At 72.8% G+C, this 20,124-nt stretch carries 18 protein-coding genes and 2 pseudogenes; 9 read left to right on the top strand and 11 right to left on the bottom strand.

Annotated features, from left to right (window positions below; all coding sequences use genetic code 11):
• The first annotated feature begins 194 nt into the window (after positions 1–194).
• Both ACIQAK_RS23410 and ACIQAK_RS23405 read left to right on the top strand, forming a co-directional pair.
• A complete protein-coding gene (locus ACIQAK_RS23410; RefSeq protein WP_366391386.1) occupies positions 195–653 on the top strand; it encodes an ATP-binding protein in 459 nt (152 codons plus the stop codon).
• Entirely contained in the window at positions 647–1,072 is a 426-nt protein-coding gene (locus ACIQAK_RS23405) for a hypothetical protein (RefSeq protein WP_366391385.1), read from the top strand. Before ACIQAK_RS23410 ends, ACIQAK_RS23405 begins: the two co-directional genes overlap by 7 nt.
• A 19-nt stretch (positions 1,073–1,091) precedes the next feature.
• Here ACIQAK_RS23405 and ACIQAK_RS23400 read toward each other — a convergent pair whose 3' ends face one another.
• The 6 genes from ACIQAK_RS23400 to ACIQAK_RS23375 form a co-directional block, all read right to left on the bottom strand.
• Positions 1,092–2,438 carry a 6-phospho-beta-glucosidase gene (locus ACIQAK_RS23400; RefSeq protein WP_366391384.1) on the bottom strand — a complete coding sequence of 449 codons (1,347 nt, stop codon included), beginning with the start codon at positions 2,436–2,438 and terminating at the stop codon, positions 1,092–1,094.
• Between the two features lie 99 nt (positions 2,439–2,537).
• Entirely contained in the window at positions 2,538–4,109 is a 1,572-nt protein-coding gene (locus ACIQAK_RS23395; RefSeq protein WP_366391383.1) for a cytochrome P450, read from the bottom strand.
• 135 nt (positions 4,110–4,244) lie between these two features.
• Positions 4,245–4,859 carry an ATP/GTP-binding protein gene (locus ACIQAK_RS23390; RefSeq protein WP_366391382.1) on the bottom strand — a complete coding sequence of 205 codons (615 nt, stop codon included), beginning with the start codon at positions 4,857–4,859 and terminating at the stop codon, positions 4,245–4,247.
• Positions 4,840–5,211 (bottom strand): DUF742 domain-containing protein, encoded by a 372-nt coding sequence (locus tag ACIQAK_RS23385; RefSeq protein WP_026241710.1) that lies wholly within the window; start codon positions 5,209–5,211, stop codon positions 4,840–4,842. Before ACIQAK_RS23385 ends, ACIQAK_RS23390 begins: the two co-directional genes overlap by 20 nt.
• On the bottom strand, positions 5,208–5,615 hold the full coding sequence (locus ACIQAK_RS23380) for a roadblock/LC7 domain-containing protein (RefSeq protein ID WP_006128841.1): 408 nt from the start codon (positions 5,613–5,615) through the stop codon (positions 5,208–5,210). The genes ACIQAK_RS23385 and ACIQAK_RS23380 overlap by 4 nt, the downstream gene beginning before the upstream one ends.
• On the bottom strand, positions 5,612–7,267 hold the full coding sequence (locus tag ACIQAK_RS23375) for an ATP-binding protein (protein ID WP_366391381.1): 1,656 nt from the start codon (positions 7,265–7,267) through the stop codon (positions 5,612–5,614). Before ACIQAK_RS23375 ends, ACIQAK_RS23380 begins: the two co-directional genes overlap by 4 nt.
• A 568-nt stretch (positions 7,268–7,835) precedes the next feature.
• On the opposite strand from ACIQAK_RS23375, the gene ACIQAK_RS23370 reads away from it, so the two are divergent.
• Positions 7,836–8,600, top strand: coding sequence for an IclR family transcriptional regulator (locus ACIQAK_RS23370; protein WP_366391380.1), 765 nt, complete (start codon positions 7,836–7,838; stop codon positions 8,598–8,600).
• Between the two features lie 49 nt (positions 8,601–8,649).
• Here the strand turns inward: ACIQAK_RS23370 and ACIQAK_RS23365 are convergent.
• A pseudogene (locus ACIQAK_RS23365) lies at positions 8,650–8,846 on the bottom strand (FUSC family protein); the annotation flags it as partial.
• A 115-nt stretch (positions 8,847–8,961) separates the two neighbouring features.
• Here ACIQAK_RS23365 and ACIQAK_RS23360 point away from each other — a divergent pair.
• The 4 genes from ACIQAK_RS23360 (at position 8,962) to ACIQAK_RS23345 (ending at position 12,200) form a co-directional block, all read left to right on the top strand.
• Positions 8,962–9,396 (top strand): hypothetical protein, encoded by a 435-nt coding sequence (locus ACIQAK_RS23360; RefSeq protein ID WP_366391379.1) that lies wholly within the window; start codon positions 8,962–8,964, stop codon positions 9,394–9,396.
• A gap of 131 nt (positions 9,397–9,527) precedes the next feature.
• On the top strand, positions 9,528–10,178 hold the full coding sequence (locus ACIQAK_RS23355) for a DUF3105 domain-containing protein (RefSeq protein ID WP_366391378.1): 651 nt from the start codon (positions 9,528–9,530) through the stop codon (positions 10,176–10,178).
• A gap of 35 nt (positions 10,179–10,213) precedes the next feature.
• Positions 10,214–10,831 (top strand): DUF305 domain-containing protein, encoded by a 618-nt coding sequence (locus ACIQAK_RS23350; protein WP_401848871.1) that lies wholly within the window; start codon positions 10,214–10,216, stop codon positions 10,829–10,831.
• Positions 10,832–10,952: 121 nt separating this feature from the next.
• Positions 10,953–12,200 carry an ROK family protein gene (locus ACIQAK_RS23345; protein WP_366391376.1) on the top strand — a complete coding sequence of 416 codons (1,248 nt, stop codon included), beginning with the start codon at positions 10,953–10,955 and terminating at the stop codon, positions 12,198–12,200.
• A 44-nt stretch (positions 12,201–12,244) separates the two neighbouring features.
• Here ACIQAK_RS23345 and xylA read toward each other — a convergent pair whose 3' ends face one another.
• Complete coding sequence (gene xylA, locus ACIQAK_RS23340) at positions 12,245–13,411, bottom strand: xylose isomerase (RefSeq protein ID WP_366391375.1); 1,167 nt, start codon at positions 13,409–13,411, stop codon at positions 12,245–12,247.
• Between the two features lie 243 nt (positions 13,412–13,654).
• Here xylA and xylB point away from each other — a divergent pair, with 243 nt between their 5' ends.
• Positions 13,655–15,136 carry a xylulokinase gene (gene xylB, locus ACIQAK_RS23335; RefSeq protein WP_366391374.1) on the top strand — a complete coding sequence of 494 codons (1,482 nt, stop codon included), beginning with the start codon at positions 13,655–13,657 and terminating at the stop codon, positions 15,134–15,136.
• Between the two features lie 175 nt (positions 15,137–15,311).
• On the opposite strand, the gene ACIQAK_RS23330 is transcribed toward xylB, so the two are convergent.
• Entirely contained in the window at positions 15,312–15,527 is a 216-nt protein-coding gene (locus ACIQAK_RS23330; RefSeq protein WP_366391373.1) for a DUF6243 family protein, read from the bottom strand.
• Between the two features lie 428 nt (positions 15,528–15,955).
• On the opposite strand from ACIQAK_RS23330, the pseudogene ACIQAK_RS23325 reads away from it, so the two are divergent.
• Positions 15,956–16,595 (top strand): annotated as a pseudogene (locus ACIQAK_RS23325) (cytochrome P450); the annotation flags it as partial.
• Between the two features lie 132 nt (positions 16,596–16,727).
• Here the strand turns inward: ACIQAK_RS23325 and ACIQAK_RS23320 are convergent.
• Positions 16,728–17,702 (bottom strand): ABC transporter substrate-binding protein, encoded by a 975-nt coding sequence (locus ACIQAK_RS23320; RefSeq protein ID WP_366391372.1) that lies wholly within the window; start codon positions 17,700–17,702, stop codon positions 16,728–16,730.
• A gap of 1 nt (position 17,703) precedes the next feature.
• Positions 17,704–19,692, bottom strand: a complete 1,989-nt coding sequence (locus ACIQAK_RS23315; protein WP_366391371.1) for an ABC transporter permease subunit — start codon at positions 19,690–19,692, stop codon at positions 17,704–17,706.
• Positions 19,693–20,124 lie beyond the last annotated feature (432 nt).

Raw genomic sequence — 20,124 nt, 5'->3', positions numbered from 1 at the left:
TGCGCTGTTTTGCGAGCAGTGTGCCACGCGTGCGCCCCCTACGACACAGTCACTCTGGAAATTTCAGAGTGCCCCTTGCCAAGTGTCCTCGGCAGGGGGAAAGTTGGTCACCGAACCAGTTCGCTCAGTCATGACCGCTCCTCTCTCACCCGGGGAACGAAGCGTGACGCAGCCCCCACTGTGAGGAATCGGTCGTGGCACCTGGCAGTGCGCTCATCCCCCGGCTCATGGACCTCAGCCCCGGGACGGAAGCGCTCCGTTACTGCTTCGCGCTGCCCGCGCACCCGGAGTCGGTGGCCGGCGCACGGCAGCTGACCCGGGCCAGGCTGGAGACCTGGAAGCTGGGCGGCGATGTGTACGACGCGGCCGTTCTCATCGTGTCCGAGCTGGTCACCAACGCGGTTGTGCACACCGCGAGCACCCGTGTGGTGTGCGAGCTGCGCTGCCTCGGCAGACGTCTGCGGATAGCCGTGCAGGACCAGGGGCACCAGCCCGGGGGCCCTCGGCTGCGCCGCTGTTCCGACGACGAGCACGGGCGCGGCCTGCTGCTGGTCGACACGATGAGCAGCGCGTGGGGCAGTCACGACGCCGGGGACGACTCCGGCCGCATCGTGTGGGCGGAGCTCCCGCACGGCGTGGAGCAGCCATGTTGAGGAACGCGCTGTCCCGGCTGCGTGGCGGGCACCGCCCGCGCGCCGCCGATGAACCCCGCGGCGGCCGGGTGCGGTTGACGCTGCCGCCCTCGATGTCGGCCAGCCTGGGGTGCGACGCGGTCGGTGTGCCCGCACGGCACGGTTTCCGCCTGATGTCCCACCTCCCGCGCACCGGCTGCGTGTTCGCCGACGCGGACCGCTGGTGGTGGATCGTCCCGGCCGGCTCCGACCTGGATCTGGACTGGCCCGAGCAGGTGTTGTACGCCCCGGGCGCCGACGTCCCCGCCGTACGCCCCCGCCTGATCCACTCACCCGACAGCCTCACGCCGTACACCCCGCCCATCCCGTTGTTCCTGATGGTCTGCCAGGTGGCGGGCACCGTTCCGACCTGGGCAAGGAGCATCGTCTCCACCCCCTGAGCCGAGCCGGCCCAAGGGCTCAGGGACGGTCGAGGTAGGCGAGCTGCGGGTGCACCGCCAGGTATCCGTCGACCAGCCGCCGGGCCACCGCGAAGGAGTCGACCAGCGGGTGCAGCGCGAAGGCCCGCACGGCGGCCGCCCGCGACCCGCTCTCCACCGCCTCCAGCACGGCCCGTTCCACCGCCTTCACCGCGGTGACGAGACCGACGGCGTGGTACGGGAGCGGCGAGAGCCCCACCGGGTGGGCCCCGTTGGCGTCGACGAGACAGGGCACCTCCACGACGGCTTCGGCGTCCAGGCCGGAAAGGGCCGTGCGGTTGCGGACGTTGAGGATCAGCGAGGTGCGTTCGTTGCGCGCGATGGCCCGCATCAGCGCGAGGGCCACCTGCTCGTAGCCGCCGGACTCCAGGTCGCTCTCCGCCCGCTCCCCCGCCCCGGCGACGTCCCGGTTCTCCGCCATGTACGTGGCCTCACGCTCGGCGCGGGTGCGGTCCCAGGCGGACAGGGCCGGGGTGCCGGGTTCGCGCATCCGGGTGTAGAAAGCCTCCTGCTGGTCGCGGAGGAAGGCGCCCCGGGTCCGGTCGGCGTCCTGGTAGGCCCGGACGGCCTCGCGGTTGAAGTAGTAGTAGTGCAGGTACTCGTTGGGGATCGCGCCGAGCGACCGGAGCAGTTCGGTGCCGAAGAGGCGCCCCTCCTCGAAGGACCCCAGCAGCGCCGGGTCGGCGAGCAGTCGGGGCAGTTCGTCCCGCCCGTCGACGTACAGGCCCCGCACCCAGCCGAGGTGGTTGAGTCCGGCGTAGTCGATCCAGGCACGGTCCGGGTCGGCGCCCAGAGTGCGGGCGATGCGGCGCCCGAGCCCGACCGGTGAGTCGCAGATGCCGATGACCCGGTCGGCGAGGTGGCGGGACATGGCCTCGGTGACCAGCCCGGCCGGGTTGGTGAAGTTGATGACCCAGGCGCGTGGGGCGAGCCGGGCGATGCGCCGGGCCAGCTCGAACGCGACGGGGACGGTCCGCAGCCCGTACGCGATCCCCCCGGCGCCCACCGTCTCCTGGCCGAGTACGTCCAGGTCCAGGGCGACCCGTTCGTCGGCGGCCCGTCCGGCGAGGCCGCCGACGCGGATCGCGGAGAAGACGAAGTCGGCGCCGCGCAACGCCTCGTCGAGCTCGGTGGTGGCGACGACGGCGGGCGCGTCCGGGACACCGCGCGCCTGTTCGTCGAGGACCCGGGCGACGGCGGTGAGCCGGTCGGCGTCGGTGTCGTACAGGGTGACGTGGGAGACGCGGCCCTCGGCGTGATCGCCGAGCAGGGCCCCGTACACGAGAGGCACCCGGAATCCGCCACCGCCAAGAATTGTCAGCTTCACGCTGCTCGATGGTACGGGGGTGGCTCGGCGCGGTGATTCCGGCTCGCGTGCGGCGGGGCCCCGGACCCCACATGTACGGGTCCGGGGCCACCGGGCAGGTCAGTACCCGTTCCACCAGCGGGAGACCGCCTGCCGGAGCCGGGCGGGCGCGCCCGGGCGGCGCTGCCGGGGAACCACGGCCGTGCCGGGGCCCGGCTCACCGGTCTCCGGCGCGGGCGCGTCCGCCGGAGCGGCGACCGGCCGGGGCTGCGGGGCCGCGCCCGGGGCGTGCGCGGGCTGCGTTCCCGCGACGGAGTGCGCGGGCTCGGGAACCGGGCGGGCCGGGGAGGAGATCTCCCAGTCGCCCGCCGGCCGGGTGGCGCGGGCCATCACCGAGAGCGGATCGGAGTCCAGCTTCTGCTGCGGGCTGGGGGCGAACTTCACCGGCAGCTCGACCAGGTGGCGGGACATGATGTTGCCCACCCAGCGCAGCTCGCTCTCCTGGACGCCGAGCTCCAGGTCCGGCAGGCGCATCAGGAGGGCGTCGACGCCCACGTCCGCGATCGCCCGGCCGATGTCCTGGCCGGGGCACTCGTGCGGGCCGCCGCTGAAGGCGAGGTGGGCGCGGTTGCCCTCCATGTTGGCGGTGAGGTCCGGGCGGACCGTGGGGTCGGTGTTGGCCGGGGCGATGCCGACGAGCAGGGCGTCGCCGGCCTTGATCTGCTGGCCGCCGAGCTCGGTGTCGCCGACCGCCCAGCGGCCGAAGACCGCGGTGAAGGGCGGCTCGTCCCAGAGGGTCTGCTCCACCGCTTCCGGCACGGTCATGTGGCCGCCGCTGAGCCGGGCGCGGAAGCGCGGGTCGGTGAGGACCATGCGCAGCACGTTGGCGATGAGGTTGGCGGTGGACTCGTACGCGGCGATGAGGGTCAGGCGCAGGTGTTCGACGACCTCGATGTCGGTCATCGTCGCGGGGTGCTCGACGAGCCAGCTGGCGAAGTCGGGGGCGGGTTCGGCGCGGCGGCGCTCCACCAGACGCGTCAGCACGCCGACGATGTGGGCGTTGCTGGCCACGGCGGTCTCGGTGCCGCGGGTCATGTCGCGGGCCGCCTGGACGAGCCGTTCGTCGTACTCCTCGGGCATACCGAAGATCGCGCACATCACCATCATCGGCAGGTGCTCCGCGAACTGGCCGACCAGGTCGGCGCTGCCCTTCTCGGAGAAGTCGTTGACCAGGCGGTTACTGAAGCGGTTGATGTGGCGGCGCACGCCGCGGGTGTCGATGCGCTCCATGCTGTCGGTGACCGCGCCCCGCTGGCGCTCGTGCTGGGCGCCGTCGGCGAAGACGCAGACGGGCTGCCAGGTGAAGATCGGGGCGAGCGGGTGGTCCGGGGCGACGCTGCCGTCCTGGAGGGCCCGCCAGCGCCGGGAGTCCCGGGAGAACTGGGACGGCGTACGGGTGAGGTGGAGGTTCTCGCTGTGGCCGAGGACCAGCCAGGCGGGCACGTCGCCGTGGAGCAGGACCGGGGCGACCGTGCCGTGTTCGGCGCGGAGCTTGTCGTAGAGGCCGGCGGGGTCGTTCTCCGCCTCGGGGCCGTACAGCCGACGGAGTCCTCCGGGGCCGGTGCCCAGGTCGTGGGCCGGGCACCGGGGCGGCGGGGCGGCGCCGGGTTCGTGGTGGAAGGGGGTCGTCACAGTGGCTCCAGGGATCAGGTCGGCCGGGGATCAGTGCGGCCAGGGATCGAGCACAGGTGGGCGAGGGGCACGGGGCGCGCGCCGGGGGAACGGCACGCGCCCCCGGCCCCGGGGCGGCCGGGGGGCCCCGGGCCGTCAGGCGAGCGGGACGGCCAGGCTGTGCAGATAGCGCATCAGGGTCATCAGCACATCGCGGCTGGAGACCCGCAGCCGGGCGTCGCAGTCGATCATCGGGACCTCGTCCGGCAGGTCGAGGGCTCTGCGCAGGGCCTCGACCGGGTGGTGCGGGGCGTCGGGGAAGGTGTTGACGGCCACCACGAACGGCACTCCGCGCTCCTCCAGGCGGCCGATGACGTCGAAGCTGACCTCGAGCCGCCGGGTGTCGATGAGGACGACGGCGCCGAGGGCTCCTTCGAAGAGGCCGTTCCACAGGAACCAGAAGCGTTCCTGGCCGGGGGTGCCGAACAGGTAGAGGATCAGCTCCTCGCTGAGGCTGATCCGGCCGAAGTCCATGGCGACGGTGGTGGCGGTCTTCGTCTCCACCCCGGCGTTGTCGTCCACGCCGACACCGGCCTGGGTCATGGTCTCTTCGGTCGTCAGGGGCCGGATCTCGCTGACCGAGCCGACCATGGTCGTCTTGCCGACGCCGAACCCGCCGACGATCACGACCTTCACCGCGGCGGTGGCCGTGGTGGGGAGGACATCCTCGCTGCGGGGTCCGGTGATCGTGTCAGAGCTTCTGAAGTCCATGCATCACCGCTTCGAGAAGGGACCTGTCGGGGAGGGTGGCGCGGACGATCGGCGCACGCGACTCGATGAGTTCGGTCGCGAGGAGATCGCTCAGGAGCGAGGTGACCACGCTGAACGGCAGGCTGAGGTAGGCGGAGATCTCGGCGACCGATAAGGGCGCCTGGCAGAGCCGCAGGATCGCGGCTTGTTCCGGCTGGAACGTCGGCGAGGGCTCGGCCTGCGCGACGACCATCGTGACCAGGTCGAGTGCGGCCCGCTCACTGTCGTCGAGATCACCGGTGATCACGTACAGCCGTTCCGGATCGCTGAGCGCCGGATCGGTCTTGCGGCGTTCTCGTCGGGGTCCGCTCATCCGGACTGCCCGCCGTGGCGGGGCGGACTGGTCAGGTGGGCGCCGATCCGCACGACCATGTCCCGCATCCTGGCGCCGACCAGTCCGGCGTCGACGGTCTCGCCCGCCAGCACGGCGAGATACGCGCCGGTCCCGGCCGCCATCAAGTAGAAGAACCCGCCGGTCACTTCGATGACCACGAGCTTCATCAGGCCGTCGCTGTACGGGATCTCGGTGGCCACCGCGGCGGCCAGGCTCTGCAGCCCGGCGCAGGCCGCCGCCAGCCGGTCGGCCACGTCGGGGTCGCCGCCGTGCATGGCGATGCGTAGACCGTCCGATGAGAGCACCACGATCTGGTGGATGCTCGGCACGTCGTCGGCCAGCTCCTTGAGCATCCAGTCCATGTTTCCCCGCTGCTGGATCACTTCAGGTCTCCCTTGTCCCACGCGTCATCGGAGTCTTCGCCGTGCTTCGGTTCCTGCGGTACGCCGTTGACGGCCTTGGTGAAGGCCTCCAGCCAGAGGCCGGGGGGCTTCTCGCCGCCGGACCCGCCGGGTCCGCCGTCCGGGGTCCCGCCCCGGCCGGGCAGTCCCCCGTTGACGGGGGCGGGCGACGCGGGGGGCTGCTGCGGCAGGTTGTGCGAGCCGAGCGGGGCGCGGCCCCGGCTGCGGCGCTGCGGCAGTCCGTTCTCGGTCCACTCGGTGACCACCGGGACGTCGTCCTCCATGGCCGGGGCGGACACGGCCGGACGTGCCGCGGCCGCGGGGGCGGTGGCGGGGGCCGGTGCGACCACGGAGGGCACCGGGCCGGTGACGGCGGGCTTGGGCTTGGGCTTGCGCTTGCCGGGCGGCGGCACCACATGCTGGAGCTGCGACATGTCCAGCGAGCTGGTGGGCCGCGAGGTGGCGCCGATGCCGTGGGCGATGCCCGGGGCGGGGCCGGTGGTGATCATGTCGCGCGGCACGATGAGGACCGCGCGGACACCGCCGTACGCCGACTGGCGCAGGGACACCTGGAGTTGGTACATCCGTGAGAGCCGTCCGACGACGGCCATGCCGAGCCTCGGGGACTCCCCGAGGTCGTTCATGTTGATGCCGGCCTGGGCCTGGGCGAGCATGTTCTCGGCCCGGGCGCGGGCCTCCTCGCTGAGGCTGACCCCGCCGTCCTCGATCTCGATGGCGATGCCGGTCTGCACCTCGACCGCGGTGACGTGCACCCGGGTCTGGGGGGGCGAGTAGCGGGTCGCGTTGTCGAGGAGTTCGGCGCAGGCGTGGATGAGCGGCTCGACCGAGGTACCGACGATGGCGACCTTGGCGATCGAGTGCAGATCGACGCGCTGGTACTCCAGGATGCGGGACATCGCACCGCGCAGCACGCTGAACAGCGGTACGGGCTTGGGCCACTGACGGCTCGGACGGGCACCGCCGAGGACGGCGATGGAGTCGGCGAGCCGGCCGATCAGCGCGGTGCCGTGGTCGATGCGCAGCAGGTCGTCGAAGACCTCGGGGTTGCGCCCGTAGTGGTCCTCCATCTCCCGCAGTTCACTGGCCTGGCGGTGCACGATCGCCTGGACGCGGCGGGCGACGCTGACGAAGGCGCGCTGGGCGGAGTCACGCCGGGCCTCCTCGTTGTCGATGACTTCGAGGACCTGGTAGATCTGCTCGCGCAGCGCCTTGGGCAGATGCCGGTTGGCCACATCCGCGTCGACGATGTCGCGCATGACCTCCTCGGGCGAGTTGCCCGCCCGCAGCCGCCGGATGGCGGCCGGCATGACCTCCTTGGTGAGCCGCACGGTCTCGGAGTCGTGGCTGAGGATGCGGTGTTCCAGGTAGGCGATGCGCTGTTCGTACTCCGCGCGCTGGGCGCCCATGGCGCGCCGGCGGCGGTGCAGCGCCACGGTGAGCACGGCGGCCACGAGCGTGGCGATCGCGCCGCACACGGCGACTGGTATCCGCGCGGCCGGGACCACCAGGACCGCACCGGCGGCGGTGGCGCCGGCCAGCAGGACCACGGGCGGCAGGACTACGCGGACGACGGAGACTTCTCTGTCGGTCGGCGGTGATTCAACACGGACCATCTAAACCCTCTGGCGGTTGATTCCGGGATGTATACGCACGTGAGCGGAGACTCATGAACAAGTGCTCGAATTCGTATCAACTCGACTTCACTGCGCGTGAGCTTAGCCAGATCAGAACAGGGGATCGGCATATTCGCCCAACCCCCTGCGGCGGTCCGCGAAGAGGAATACACTCGCCAGTTTTCGTACGCAGCGCTGTGGAGCGTGTGCGGGGAGTGACGGCAGCCAAGAATCAGCCACCGTTTTCCCCCTCCTGTACCGCCTGTCAGGACAAAGAAGAGCCGGAAAGACCCGATAACAGCTCAATATGTCGCGTCCCACCGTGCTTTCGTCCCGCAGAACAGGACAGAAGCACAGATGATCGAACCGGCTCGAAACGAACAGTTTCCTGAACTCCCGGCGGGTGAAACGAAAAATCGCCGTGCTGACGCGTATACGGCCGCGGTTTCCACCGACCCTCCGGAGCACCCGGCGCATACGGTGCCGCAGCGGGGATCATGGCCGTCGGCACCACCCCGCGGTGGCGTCGGCGGCATACCGGGAGTGACGAGAGGGAGCGGGCGGAAGCATGACGGCGACGGGTGACTACACGATCGCTTCGCTGGATACGGGGCTCCGCGCCATGCGGCTCTTCCTCACCCATGACACGCTCACGGTCACCGAGGCCGCCGAGCGGCTCTCGGTCGGACGGTCCACCGCGCACCGGGTGCTGAGCACCCTGGAGAGGCGCGGGTTCGCGATCCGGGACACGTCGGGGCGCGGCTACGCGGCGGGCCCGGAGCTGGTGCGGCTGGGCCGGCCCGCGGGTCTCGGCCGCGCGGCCCGCGACCGGTTGGGACCCGCCCTCGACGACGCGGCCCGGCGGACCGGTGAGACCGTGTGGAGTGCGGCGCTCCTCGGCGACCAGGTCATCGTCACCGACGGCCGCGAGTCGGCCCATCCGGTGCGGGTGGCCCTGGAGGTGGGACGGACCGGGTCGGCCCACGCGGGCTCGGGCGGCCTGCTGCTGCTCTCCCGCATGACGGCGGACCAGGTGTGCGCGCTGTATCCGTACGAGGAGCTGGAGCCGGTCACCCCGGCCACCCTCACCTCGCGGACGGCCCTGCTGGACGAGCTCGAGCTGATCCGCCGGAGCGGCCACGCGGTCAGCCGGGGAGCGTCCGTCCCGGGCATGACCACGGTCGCCGTCTCCCTGGGCGGGTCCAGCTGGCGGGACCGGCTCGCCCTGGTGGCCGCCGCTCCGGCGGACCGGTCGGGCGAGGCCGCGGTGGCCGAACGGGCCGAGCTTCTACGGGAGTCGGCCGCGCTGCTGGACCCGGCCACCCCGCCCTGACCGGGCGCCCCGCCCCGGCCCGCACCACCGGGGTCAGCGCCGGGCCCCGACCGGCCATCGTGTACATGACGAGGTCGAGCCGCCCGGCCAGCAGCGTCAGATGCGGTACGGCGGAGGCGACGACCTGGCTCAGCGCGGCTTGGCGGGCGTGAACCAGGAGTCCGAGGGGCGGCCGAGACGGAACGGGGCGGCGAGGGGAAGGCTGCGGGGGAGGGGCCCCCGAGCCAGGATGCCTGTATCACTCACCCATACCCGTTAACCGGTATCACGCCTGTAAATGATCTCCTCGCCGAAACTCGGCTCCACGGAATGGGTGACCCATCTTCTTCGCATCTTCATACGGCCACTACGATGACGGGCCATGACCAGGGTGAGCGCTCGGACCGACCGGCAGCGGTGCCGCTCCCGCGTGCCCGCCTCACTGGGCTGGATGTTCGCCGTGCTGTCCCTGCTCTTCTGCTGCTCGGTCGCCACCTCGGCCGCCGCCACCGTGCCGGTGACGGCGGAGGCTTCCGGCCCGGCCCCCGTACGGACGCTGACGCCGGTGCCCGGCCTGGCCATCGATCCGGTTGTCATGGCCACCCCCGCCGACCGGGGGCTCGGAACCTCGTGCCACAGCGACTCGACCCACCCGGCGGCCATCGTGCTCCCGGTGTCGTCCGCCCCCGTGGCGCTCCCCTCCCCCGTGGCCGTCGTGCCCGTCGCCCCGCTGACCGGGGCGGCCGCCATCCGGGGGCCGGCCCATGACGGCGTGTGCTCCGTCGATCAGCTGCGTCTTCAGGTCCAACGGATCTAGAGCCGGGTCCGCTCCCTCTCCTCCTGCCTCGCGCGGAGGGCGGGAGCGGCTGCCCGTATGCCCTGTCTCCCTTCCGCTTTCCTGCACGACCGTCTGCATCCCCCGCATCCGCTGAACGACGAGGACCTGCCATGGCTTCCGCCAAGAACCAGAACTCCCCCGCCAACGCCCGTCGCGCCAAGCTCGAGGAGGCCCGCCGCAAGGAGCGCGCCCGCGAGCGCCGGGTCCGCATCATCACCATCAGCGCGTCGGTGGCCGTGGTCGCCGCGCTGGTCGCCGGAGGCGGCTACCTGATGTCCCAGGCGAACGAGAAGGAGGAGAAGGAGCAGCAGGCCAAGACCTCCCCCGTCACCGGTGAGCGCAGCTGGGACGACCTGGGCCGGGAGCACGTGGCGAAGAAGGTCGACTACCCGATGAACCCGCCTGTGGGTGGCGACCACAACCAGGTCTGGATGAACTGCAACGCGGACGTCTACACCGCCGAGATACCGAAGGAGAACGCCGTCCACTCCCTGGAGCACGGCGCCGTATGGGTCACGTACAACGACAAGGCCCCGGAGGCGGACGTCAAGGCGCTCACGGAGAAGGTCGAGTCCACCCCGTACTCCTTCATCAGCCCGGTCAAGGACCAGAAGGAACCGCTGATGCTCAGCGCGTGGGGCAAGCAGGTCACGGTCAAGAACGCCTCCGACGCCCGGGTGGGGCAGTTCTTCACCAAGTACGTGCAGGGCCCGCAGACCCCCGAGCCGGGTGCCGCCTGCACCGGCGGACTCGACAAGTGACCTCGGTGACGGGCCCGTTCTCCTCGACCCGCCGGATGGTGTTCGCCGGGGCCGCCGTGCTGCTGCTGGCGGTGGGTCTGGTGGCGCTGATGGTGGTACGGCCGTCCGCGGCCTCTCCGTCCGCGAAGGCGGCGCGGTCCGCTCCGGCGGAGGGGTCGGCGGACGCGGGGTTCGCCCGGGACATGGTGATCCACCACCAGCAGGCGGTGGAGATGTCGTTCATCGTGCGCGACGGCACCGATGACGAGGACGTACGGCGCCTGGCGTACGACATCATCAACACCCAGGCCAACCAGCGCGGCATGATGCTGGGCTGGCTGGAGCAGTGGCACCTGCCCAAGAGCTCGGCGAAGCCACCGATGGCGTGGATGGGGCACACCGTCGAGCCGGCCGGCGACGGTTCGCTGATGCCGGGCATGGCCACCGACGCCGAGCTGAAGGCCCTGGAGAGCGCCGAGGGCCGGGCGGCCGAGGTGCTGTACCTGCGGCTGATGACCGTGCACCACCGCGCCGGTGTCGACATGGCGCGGGCGGGCGCGGAAGCGGCGGGGACGGACGTCGTCCGGAACCTGGCGAAGGGCATGGTCAGCGGCCAGCGCTCCGAGATCGGGCTGATGACGGACATGCTGGAAGCCCGGGGCGCGAAGCCCTGACGGCGGGCGGCCCCCTACGGTGACGTGGTCCTCCCGGGTGTCGCCGGGTGGGTCCTGCCGGAGGGGGCCGCCTCCACCGCCCTGCCTGCCGTGCCCGCCATCGCATAGGCTCGGCGACGACATGAAGAGCATCCTCACTCCGCTGGGGCCCAAGGCCGACAAGGCCACCGTGCGACGGCACAATCTGAGCCTGGTTCTGCGAGCCGTGCGGGACGAGGGCGAGAGCGGGGAGGCGACCCGCGCCGGAGTGGCGGCCCGGGTCGGCCTGACCCGGGCCGCGGTCTCCTCGCTCGTCGAGCAGCTCATGGACAGCGGGTTCCTCACCGAGTCCGGCAAGACGTTCAGCGGGCAGGCCGGGCGCCCCGGCACCGCGCTCAAGGTGGCCCGCACCGGTCCCGCCGGGCTCGGCGTGGAGATCAACGTCGATTACGTCTCGGTCTGCGTGGTCGACCTCGCGGGCACCGGCCGGGTCCGGCAGACCGAGCACCTCGACAACCGGGGCGCCCCCGCCGAGGAGGTCCTCGCCCGCGCGGCCCGGATCGCCGCGCGGACCCTGGACTCGGCGCGCGAGCAGGAACTCGGTCCGGTGGGTGCCACGCTGGCGCTGCCCGGTCTGGTCTCCGGCGGCTCGGTGCGCCAGGCCCCCAACCTCGGCTGGAACGAGGTGCCGGCTCAGGACCTGTTCGCCGACGCGCTCGCCGCGCTGCGCCCCGGCCTCGGGGTGCTGCCGGTCGCCTCGGAGAACGAGGCCAATCTCGCGGCGCTGGCCGAGCTGTGGTTCGGCGACCTCGGTGGCGTACGCAGCTTCCTGTATCTGACCGGTGAGATCGGGGTCGGCGGCGCGCTCGTGATCGGCGGCGAACTGCTGCGGGGCGCGCACGGGTTCGCCGGGGAGATCGGCCATGTCGTGGTGGACCCGGACGGGCCCGGGTGCCGGTGCGGCTCCCGGGGCTGCCTGGAGCAGTACGCGGGGCAGACCGCGCTGCTGCGGACGGCCGGGGTGGAGGGGGCCGGGGGCGGCGCCGGGGTGCTGGAGCTGGAACGGCGCGCGCGGGCCGGGGACGAGCGGGCGGTGTCGGCGATCGCCGAGGCCGGGCGGATGCTGGGCCGCGTGGTGTCGGGCGCGGTGAACCTGGTCGACCCGGACGCGGTGGTGCTCGGCGGGATCTACCGGGGCCTGATGCCGTGGCTGTCGCCGCCGGCCGACGCGGAGCTGACCGGCCGGGTGGTGTCGGGGCTCTGGTCCCCGGGCAGCGGCCGGCTCCGCGCGTCGTCGGTGGCGGGGGACGCGGCGCGGGGAGCGGCGGCCCTGGTGGTGCAGGACGTGCTGGCCGACCCGGTGGCGTACGCGGAGCCGTCGGGGGGATGAGCCGGGGGGGCGGGACGGCCTGCCCCCACGGCTCACCGGCCAGGTCAGCGCACCCCGAGCAGGTGATCCATGGCCAGCTGGTCCAGTGCCTCGAAGGCCATGCCGCGTTCCGCGGCGGCGGCCACGTCGAACTCCTCGTACGCCGTGCGGTCGGCGAGCAGGGCCGCCAGGCCGTCACCCGCGGTGGGGCGCGCCAGTTCGTCCAGGCGGGAGGCGCGCAGCGCCGCCCGCACCTCGGGGTCGGCGCGGAAGGCCGCCGTACGCTCCTTGAGGATCAGGTAGTTGCGCATGCAGCCGGCGGCCGAGGCCCAGACACCGTCGTGGTCCTCGGTGCGCGGGGGCTTGAAGTCGAAGTGGCGCGGCCCCTCGTAGCCGCTCTCCAGCAGGTCGACGAGCCAGAACGCCTGGCGCAGGTCGCCCGCGCCGAAGCGGAGGTCCTGGTCGTACTTGATGCCGGACTGGCCGTTGAGGTCGATGTGGAAGAGCTTGTCCGCCCACATCGCCTGCGCGATGCCGTGCGGGAAGTTGAGCCCGGCCATCTGCTCGTGCCCGGTCTCGGGGTTGACGCCGACGAGCTCGGGGCGCTCCAGGCGCTCGATGAAGGCGAGGGCGTGACCGATGGTGGGCAGCAGGATGTCGCCGCGCGGCTCGTTCGGCTTGGGCTCGATGGCGAAACGGAGGTCGTACCCCTGTTCGGTGACGTACTCCCCCAGCAGGTCGAAGGCCTCCTTCATCCGGTGCAGGGCGAGGCGGACGTCCTTCGCCGCGCCGGACTCCGATCCCTCCCGGCCGCCCCAGGCGACGAAGGTGGTGGCGCCGAGCTCGACGGCGAGGTCGATGTTGCGCAGGGTCTTGCGGAGCGCGTAACGGCGTACGTCGCGGTCGTTGGCGGTGAACCCGCCGTCCTTGAAGACCGGGTGGGTGAAGAGGTTCGTCGTCACCATGGGCACGACGAGCCCGCTCGCGTCGACGGCCTGCCGGAACCGCTTGACGACCGCCTCGCGCTCCGTGCCGGTCGAGCCGAAGGGGATCAGGTCGTCGTCGTGGAAGGTCACGCCCCAGGCGCCGAGCTCGGCGAGCCGCCGCACGGACTCGACGGGGTCCATGGCCGCGCGGGTCGCGTCGCCGAAGGGGTCCCGGCCCTGCCAGCCGACGGTCCACAGACCGAAGCTGAACTTGTCCTCGGGGGTGGGGGTGCAGCGTTCCGTCATGTCGTCCGACCGCCTTCGCCTGCCGTCGGGAGCCGAGGCGACAGGCCCGTCTCCTCTATTTGTTCACTGTCATGACTAATCAAGCACACGGCCTCCGTCCGGCGTAACCCCCCCAATCGCCAATCGGTTCACGGCGAAGGGGCTCGGGACCTGTTCCCGGCGCTGCGGATCACGTAATTTGTTCGCGGCAGAACCGAATAGGTGAACCCGTCACGTGCATCCGTAACGCGAAAGAGGCCGCCCATGTCGTCACGTACCGTCGTCATCGGCGTGGACAGCTCCACCCAGTCCACCAAGGCAGCCGTGATCGACGCCGTGACGGGCGAACAGCTCGCGGTGGGGCGCGCCCCGCACGTCGTCACCGGGGAGGGCGGGGCCCGGGAGAGCGATCCGGAGATCTGGTGGCGGGCGCTGGGCGACGCGGTGACGGCCGGACTGAAGGAGTCCGGGTTGCCCGCCCGTTCCGTCACCGGGATCGCCGTGGCCGGACAGCAGCACGGGCTCGTCGTGCTGGACCGGTCCCGTCGTCCGCTGCGACCCGCCCTGCTGTGGAACGACACCCGTTCCGCCCCGCAGGCCGCCGCGCTCACCGCCGCGCTCGGCGGACCGGACGCCTGGACCGCGCGGACCGGCTCCGTGCCGGTCGCCTCGATCACCGCCTCCAAGTGGCAGTGGCTCCGCGAGAGGGACCCGGACTCCGCGAAGGCCGTCGCGGGCGTGCGGCTGCCCCACGACTTCCTGACCGAGCGCCTCGCGGGCGTCGCGGCGACCGATCCCGGGGACGCCTCCGGCACCGGCTGGTACGCCACCGCGACCGGCGCCTACGACCCCGAACTGCTGGACCTCCTCGGCCTGGACCCGGCCCTCCTCCCCGAGGTCGCGCCCACGGGGGCGGCCCGGGTCGGCTCACTCACCGAAGCGGCGGCCGAAGCGCTCGGGCTGCCCGCCGGGATCGCCGTCGCGGCGGGGACCGGTGACAACATGAGCGCGGCCGTGGGCCTCGGCCTCGGCGGCGCCGGGCTGCTGGACCACCCGGTCCTCTCCCTCGGCACCTCGGGCGTCGTCTTCGCCGCCTCCCGGACCCGCTCCACCGCCCCCGCGCTCTGCGGGTTCGCCGCCGCCGACGGTACGTACCTTCCATTGGCCTGCACCCTCAACTGCACGCTCGCCGTGGACAAGGTCGCCTCCCTGCTCGGCCTGCACCGCGAGGACACGGCACCGGGCGGCGAAGCCGTACTGCTGCCCTACCTCGACGGCGAACGCACCCCCGACCTGCCCACCGCATCCGGGCTCCTCACCGGCCTGCGCCACGACACCACCCCGCAGCAACTGCTCGGCGCCGCCTACGAGGGTGCGGCCGTCACCGTTCTGCGGGCGCTGGACGCGCTGCTGCGGGCCTGCGGTCTCGACCCGGACGCCCCCGAGGTGGCCGCCCGCCCGCTGCGGCTGATCGGCGGCGGGGCGCGGGGGCGGAGCTGGGTGGAGACGGTCCGCCGGCTCTCCGGCCGTCCGCTCGTCCTCCCCGCGGGCGGCGAACTGGTCGCCCGCGGAGCGGCCGCGCTGGCCGCCTCCGCCGCGGGTGGCGGGGACCCGGTGGCGTTGGCGACCTCCTGGGGCGCGGGCGACCCGGGCAGCCGGCTCGAAGCCCGGGAGAGGGACGGGGAGACCTGGCAGCGGGTCACTTCGGTGCTGGACCGCGCAGCCGAGCCGCTGCTCGGCGGCTGACGGGCGGCCCCACCCGGGAACCGGCGGGCCTCGGCCGGTCGGCGGCGGCGAAGAGGGCGTGGAGCAGCACGGCCGCGAGCGTTCCCTCTCGGGCCACGGGCCCGGCAGCATCAGGGCCCGAGCAGGCCGTCGGGCACACCTGGCGCCCGGTGCGGTGCCGACCCGCGGCGGCGGGTCAGCTCTGTGCGGTGCCGTCGCCCGTCCGCCCGGCATCCTCGGCGGCGCCCGACTTCTCGCGCATCTTGCGCACCAGCTCCGCCTTCCGGTCGGCCGCACCCTGGCGGTCGAGGTTGCGGTGCGGGCCGTTGTTCTGCCGTTCGGCGCGGGACAGCCGCTTGCGCTGGCCGCCGCCCATGCCCACCGGGTTGTTGATGTTCTTGCTGACGGTCACGGGTTCTCCCGGTGGTGATGTGAAGTGATCTGCGGATTCATCGATGAGGGACGGGCGGCGACGCCGAAGGACGTCAGCAGAGGCCCATCACGCTCTCACTCGCACATCGGCTCCTGGAAGAATATGACGAAGACGTTACCCGGTTCCGTCGGCCCCGGACACCACCCCTTCCGCCGCCCCCGGCGCCGGCCGGGCGTTCGGCGGCGAGCGCGCGAGGTCGGCCGTTCCGGGAATTCCGCCTCCCTTCCCTGTTCGAATCCGGCGGCCGGTGCGTTTACGCTCGACAACTCGCGTATCACACAAGGCTGATGACGGATTCCGGCCACACCGGTCCAGTGCTCTGGCGGAGTACCTCCCTCATCACGTTCGATGAGGATCGAACGATCGCGCGCCTCCCGATGGCGCGCCCCAGGGAGCGGAGCTTTTCGATGTCCACGCAGACCGGCCCGGCGCTCGACACCCCGTCGCGTGGCCATGCGCTCGTACCGGGCCCCAAGGGGCTGCCGCTGCTCGGGAACCTGCCGCGGTTCGGGAAGAACCCGCTCGCCTTCTTCGAGCTCCTGCGGGGACACGGGGACATGGTGCGCTGGCGGTTCGGGCGCAACCGATGCGTCTTCGTCTCCGACCCGGAGTGCATAGGCGAGCTCCTCACCGAGACGGAGCGCACCTTCGACCAGCCCAGGCTCGGCGTGGCGTTCCGGGCGGTGATGGGCAACGGGATCATCGTGGCGCGCGGCCGGGACTGGCGGCGCAAACGCTCGCTGGTGCAGCCCTCGGTGCGGCCCAAGCAGGTCAGGTCGTACGCGGCGACCATGGCGAGCTCCGCGGTGGAGCTGGCCGACACCTGGTCGGACGGCGCACGCGTCGACATCAAGCGCGAGATGGCGGCCCTGACGCAGAAGATCGCGGTGCGCACCATCTTCGGCGTGGACACCCCGGCGGACTCGGAGGCGATGGGCCGGGATGGATGTCGCCCAGCTCGAGATCGGCAAGGAGTTCGCCGGGATCGGGGCGCTGCTGCCCGACTGGGTACCGACACCGGGCCGGGCGCGGATCAGGAAGCGGGCGCGGTAGGCGGCCCGGGGGACGCCCGAATCGTGCGGGCGCGGTAGCCCCGGCCCGGAGGGCGCCCGAATCGTGCGGGCGCGGTAGCCGGCCCGGGGGACGCCCGGCTCCGCGACGGAGCCGGGCGCCGGGTCCTCAGCTCCGGGGGAGCCATTTCTTCCAGACGTCCGGGTGGCGGTTGATCCAGCGCTCCGCCGCCTCCTCGGGCGTGAGCCGCTGCGAGGCGATCATCTCGGAGACCTCGTTCTGGTCCTTCTGCGACCAGTGGAACTCCTTCAGGAACGAGGCCGCGTCGCCGCCACGCTCCGCGAAGTCGGCGTTGAGGAACTTCTGCAACGGCGTCGTCGGGTAGGCGCAGTCGATGTCCGCCGGGTCCTTGGCCGCGCACGCGTCCGTGTACTCCGGGAGCTTGACCTCGACCATCGGCACTTCGTTGAACAGCCACTGCGGCTGGTACCAGTAGCTCAGGAAGGGCTTCTTCTCCTTGGCGAACTGCTGGATCTGGGTGATCTGGGCCGCCTCCGAGCCGGCGAAGACGACCTTGTAGTCCAGATCCAGGTTCTTCACCAGGGCCACGTCGTTGGTGACGTAGGACGGTGAGCCGTCCATGAGCTGGCCCTTGCCGCCGCTCTCGGCGGTCCTCAGCTCGTCGGCGTACTTGTCGAGGTTTCGCCAGTCGGTGACGTCGGGGTGCTCGTCTGCCCAGTACTTGGGGACGTACCAGCCGATGTGGCCGGTCACCCCGAGGTCGCCGCCACGGACGATGGTCTTCTTCTCGTCGACGTACAACTTCTCCTGGTCCGGGTGGCCCCAGTCCTCCAGGATCGCGTCGACCCGGCCCTGGCTGAGGGCGTCCCAGGCGGGGACCTCGTCGGTCTGCACGAGGTCGACGCGGTAGCCGAGTTTCTCCTTGAGGAGCTGCTCGGCCACGGCGACGTTCGCCTGGGCGCCGACCCAGGACTGGACCGAGAGGGTGACCGTCTTGACCCCGGCGGGGGCGGCGAACGGGGAGGACTGCTTAGTCATGTCGGCGGCGCCGCAGCCCGCCGTGGTGAGCAGGGCGGTGGCCGAGGCGAGCGCCACGAGCAGGCGGATGCGGGAGCGGTTCATCTCAGCTCTCCTGTCGCTGGCGGCGGGTGGTGGGCTGGGTGACCCGGTCGAGCATCAGGCCGAGGCAGACGATCGCCGCTCCGGCGACGAGCCCGGTGGCCAGGTCGCCCTGGGCGAGGCCGAGGACGACCTCGTAGCCGAGCGCGCCCGAGCCGACGAGCCCGCCGATGATGACGACGGCGAGGACCAGGACCACGGCCTGGTTGACCGCGAGCAGCAGGGAGGGCCGGGCCAACGGGATCTGCACCTGGCGCAGTTGCTGGCCCGGCGTGGCGCCGAGCGAGCGGGCGCACTCCATCGCGGCCGGGTCGACACCCCGCAGGCCCTGGGTGGTGATGCGGACGACGGCGGGCAGCGCGTAGACGACCGCGGCTGCGGCGGCGGGTGCGCGGCCCACGCCGAAGAGGGCGACGACGGGGATCAGGTAGACGAACTGCGGCATGGTCTGGAAGACGTCCAGGACGGGCCGGAGGAACCGTTCGAGGCGTTCGCTGCGGGCCGCCCCGACGGCGATGCCGAAGCCGAGGACCAGGGTGACGGCGACGGCGGCGAGCACCTGGCTGAGGGTGTCCATCGAGGGCTCCCACACGCCCAGGACGCCGACCGCGGCCATGGCGAGGACGGCGGTGGCGGCGGTGCGCCAGGTGCCGATGGTCCAGGCGAGGGCGGCCACGATGAGCAGCACCGACCACCAGGGCAGCCCGGTGAGTCCGCCGCGCAGCGGGTTGAGGACGCCGCTGGTGAAGTGGGAGGCCAGGTCGGCGGTGCCGCCGACGACGGGCACGCCGGTGTAGAGGTGGTCGACCATCCAGTCCTTGGCGGTGTTGACCGGTCCGGCGATCGCCACGGTGGTGTCGTCCGGCCAGACCCGGCCGTCGGTGGCGCGTCCCACGAGGGCGACGACAGCGGTGACTACGGCGGCCAGGGTCCAGCCGCGCCGGCCGCGGAGGAACGCCGGGCCGGTGGGCTCGGCGCCGATGCGGCGGCCCGCCGCCTCCGTCGTACGGTCCAGGACGACGGCCAGCAGCACGATCGGGATGCCGGCGGCGAGGGCGGCGCCCACGTCGACGGAGGACAGCGCCTGGTAGACGCGGTCGCCGAGACCGCCCGCGCCGATCACCGAGGCGATGACGGCCATGGAGAGCGCCATCATGATGGTCTGGTTGAGGCCGAGGAGCAGCTCCTTGCGGGCCAGCGGCAGCCGGGCCGTGAGCAGCCGCTGCTTCCCGGTGGCGCCGAGCGAGGCGACGGCCTCCATGACACCGCCGTCCGCGCCGCGCAGGCCCAGCGCGGTGAGCCGGGCCATCGGCGGAGCCGCGTAGACGACGGTGGCGAGGACCGCTCCGGGCACGCCGATGCCGAAGACCAGCACCACGGGGAGCAGGTACGCGAAGGCGGGCAGCACCTGCATGGTGTCCAGCACCGGGCGCAGCACGCGGAAGACGCGGTCGGAGAGCCCGGCGGCCAGGCCGAGGAGGAGCCCGAGGACGACGGAGGCGAGGACGGCCACGACCATCAGGGCGAGCGTCTGCATGGTCGGCACCCACATGCCGAGCAGCCCGCAGGCCAGGAACGACACGGCGGCGGTGAGGGCGAGCCTGATGCCCGCGGCCCGCCAGGCGACGGCGGCGGCGAGCACGGTGACTCCGGCCCAGCCGAGGGCCAGGAGGACCAGGTAGACCCCGCGTACGGAGAGCACGACGGCGTTGCTGATGTGGCCGAAGAAGTAGAGGAAGAGCGGGTGGTTGTCCCGGTTGGAGACGATCCAGTCGGTGACCTCGCCGAGAGGCGCCGAGAGGTCGGCGGTGAGCGCGTCGGGCCAGACGCCTCCGCCCCAGCGGCTGTGGACGAGCGGGACGAGGACGACGGCGGCGAGCGCGAGCAGCAGGAGCTTGGCGGCGGCCGGGCGTTCGCGCAGGGCGGCCAGCGGCCCCCGCCGCGCGCCCGCCCGCGCGGGGCGGCGGGCCGGGGTGGCCTGGGCGGTGGCCATCAGGCGTTCACCTCGCGGGGGCCGTCCGGGGCGGCGGGGGCGCTGGGGGCGGCGGAGGCGTCCGGGGCGGCGGGAACGGCGGGGGCGTCCGGGGCGGCGGGAACGGCGGGGGCGTCCGGGGCGGCGGGGGCGTCCGGGGCGGCGGGGCCGTCCGGGGCGGCGGGGGCGCTGAGGGCGGCGGAGGCGTCCGGGGCGGCGGGAACGGCGGGGGCGTCCGGGGCGGCGGGAACGGCGGGGGCGTCCGGGGCGGCGGGGGCGGCGGGGGCGCTGAGGGCGGCGGGGGCGTCCGAAGCGGCGGGGGCGCTGGGGGCGGCGGGGGCATCCGGGGTGGCGGACGCGGTCGCGCTGTCGGTTCCCATCCGACCGGCGGACCCGGTCGCACCGGCGGACCCGGTCGCACCGGCGGACCCGGTCGCACTGTCGGTTCCCCTC

The sequence above is a fragment of the Streptomyces sp. NPDC088706 genome (genome assembly GCF_044752765.1).
GTDB lineage: Bacteria > Actinomycetota > Actinomycetes > Streptomycetales > Streptomycetaceae > Streptomyces.
Note: the sequence above shows the minus strand (reverse complement) of the source record. Positions and strands in the feature narration are given on the sequence as shown.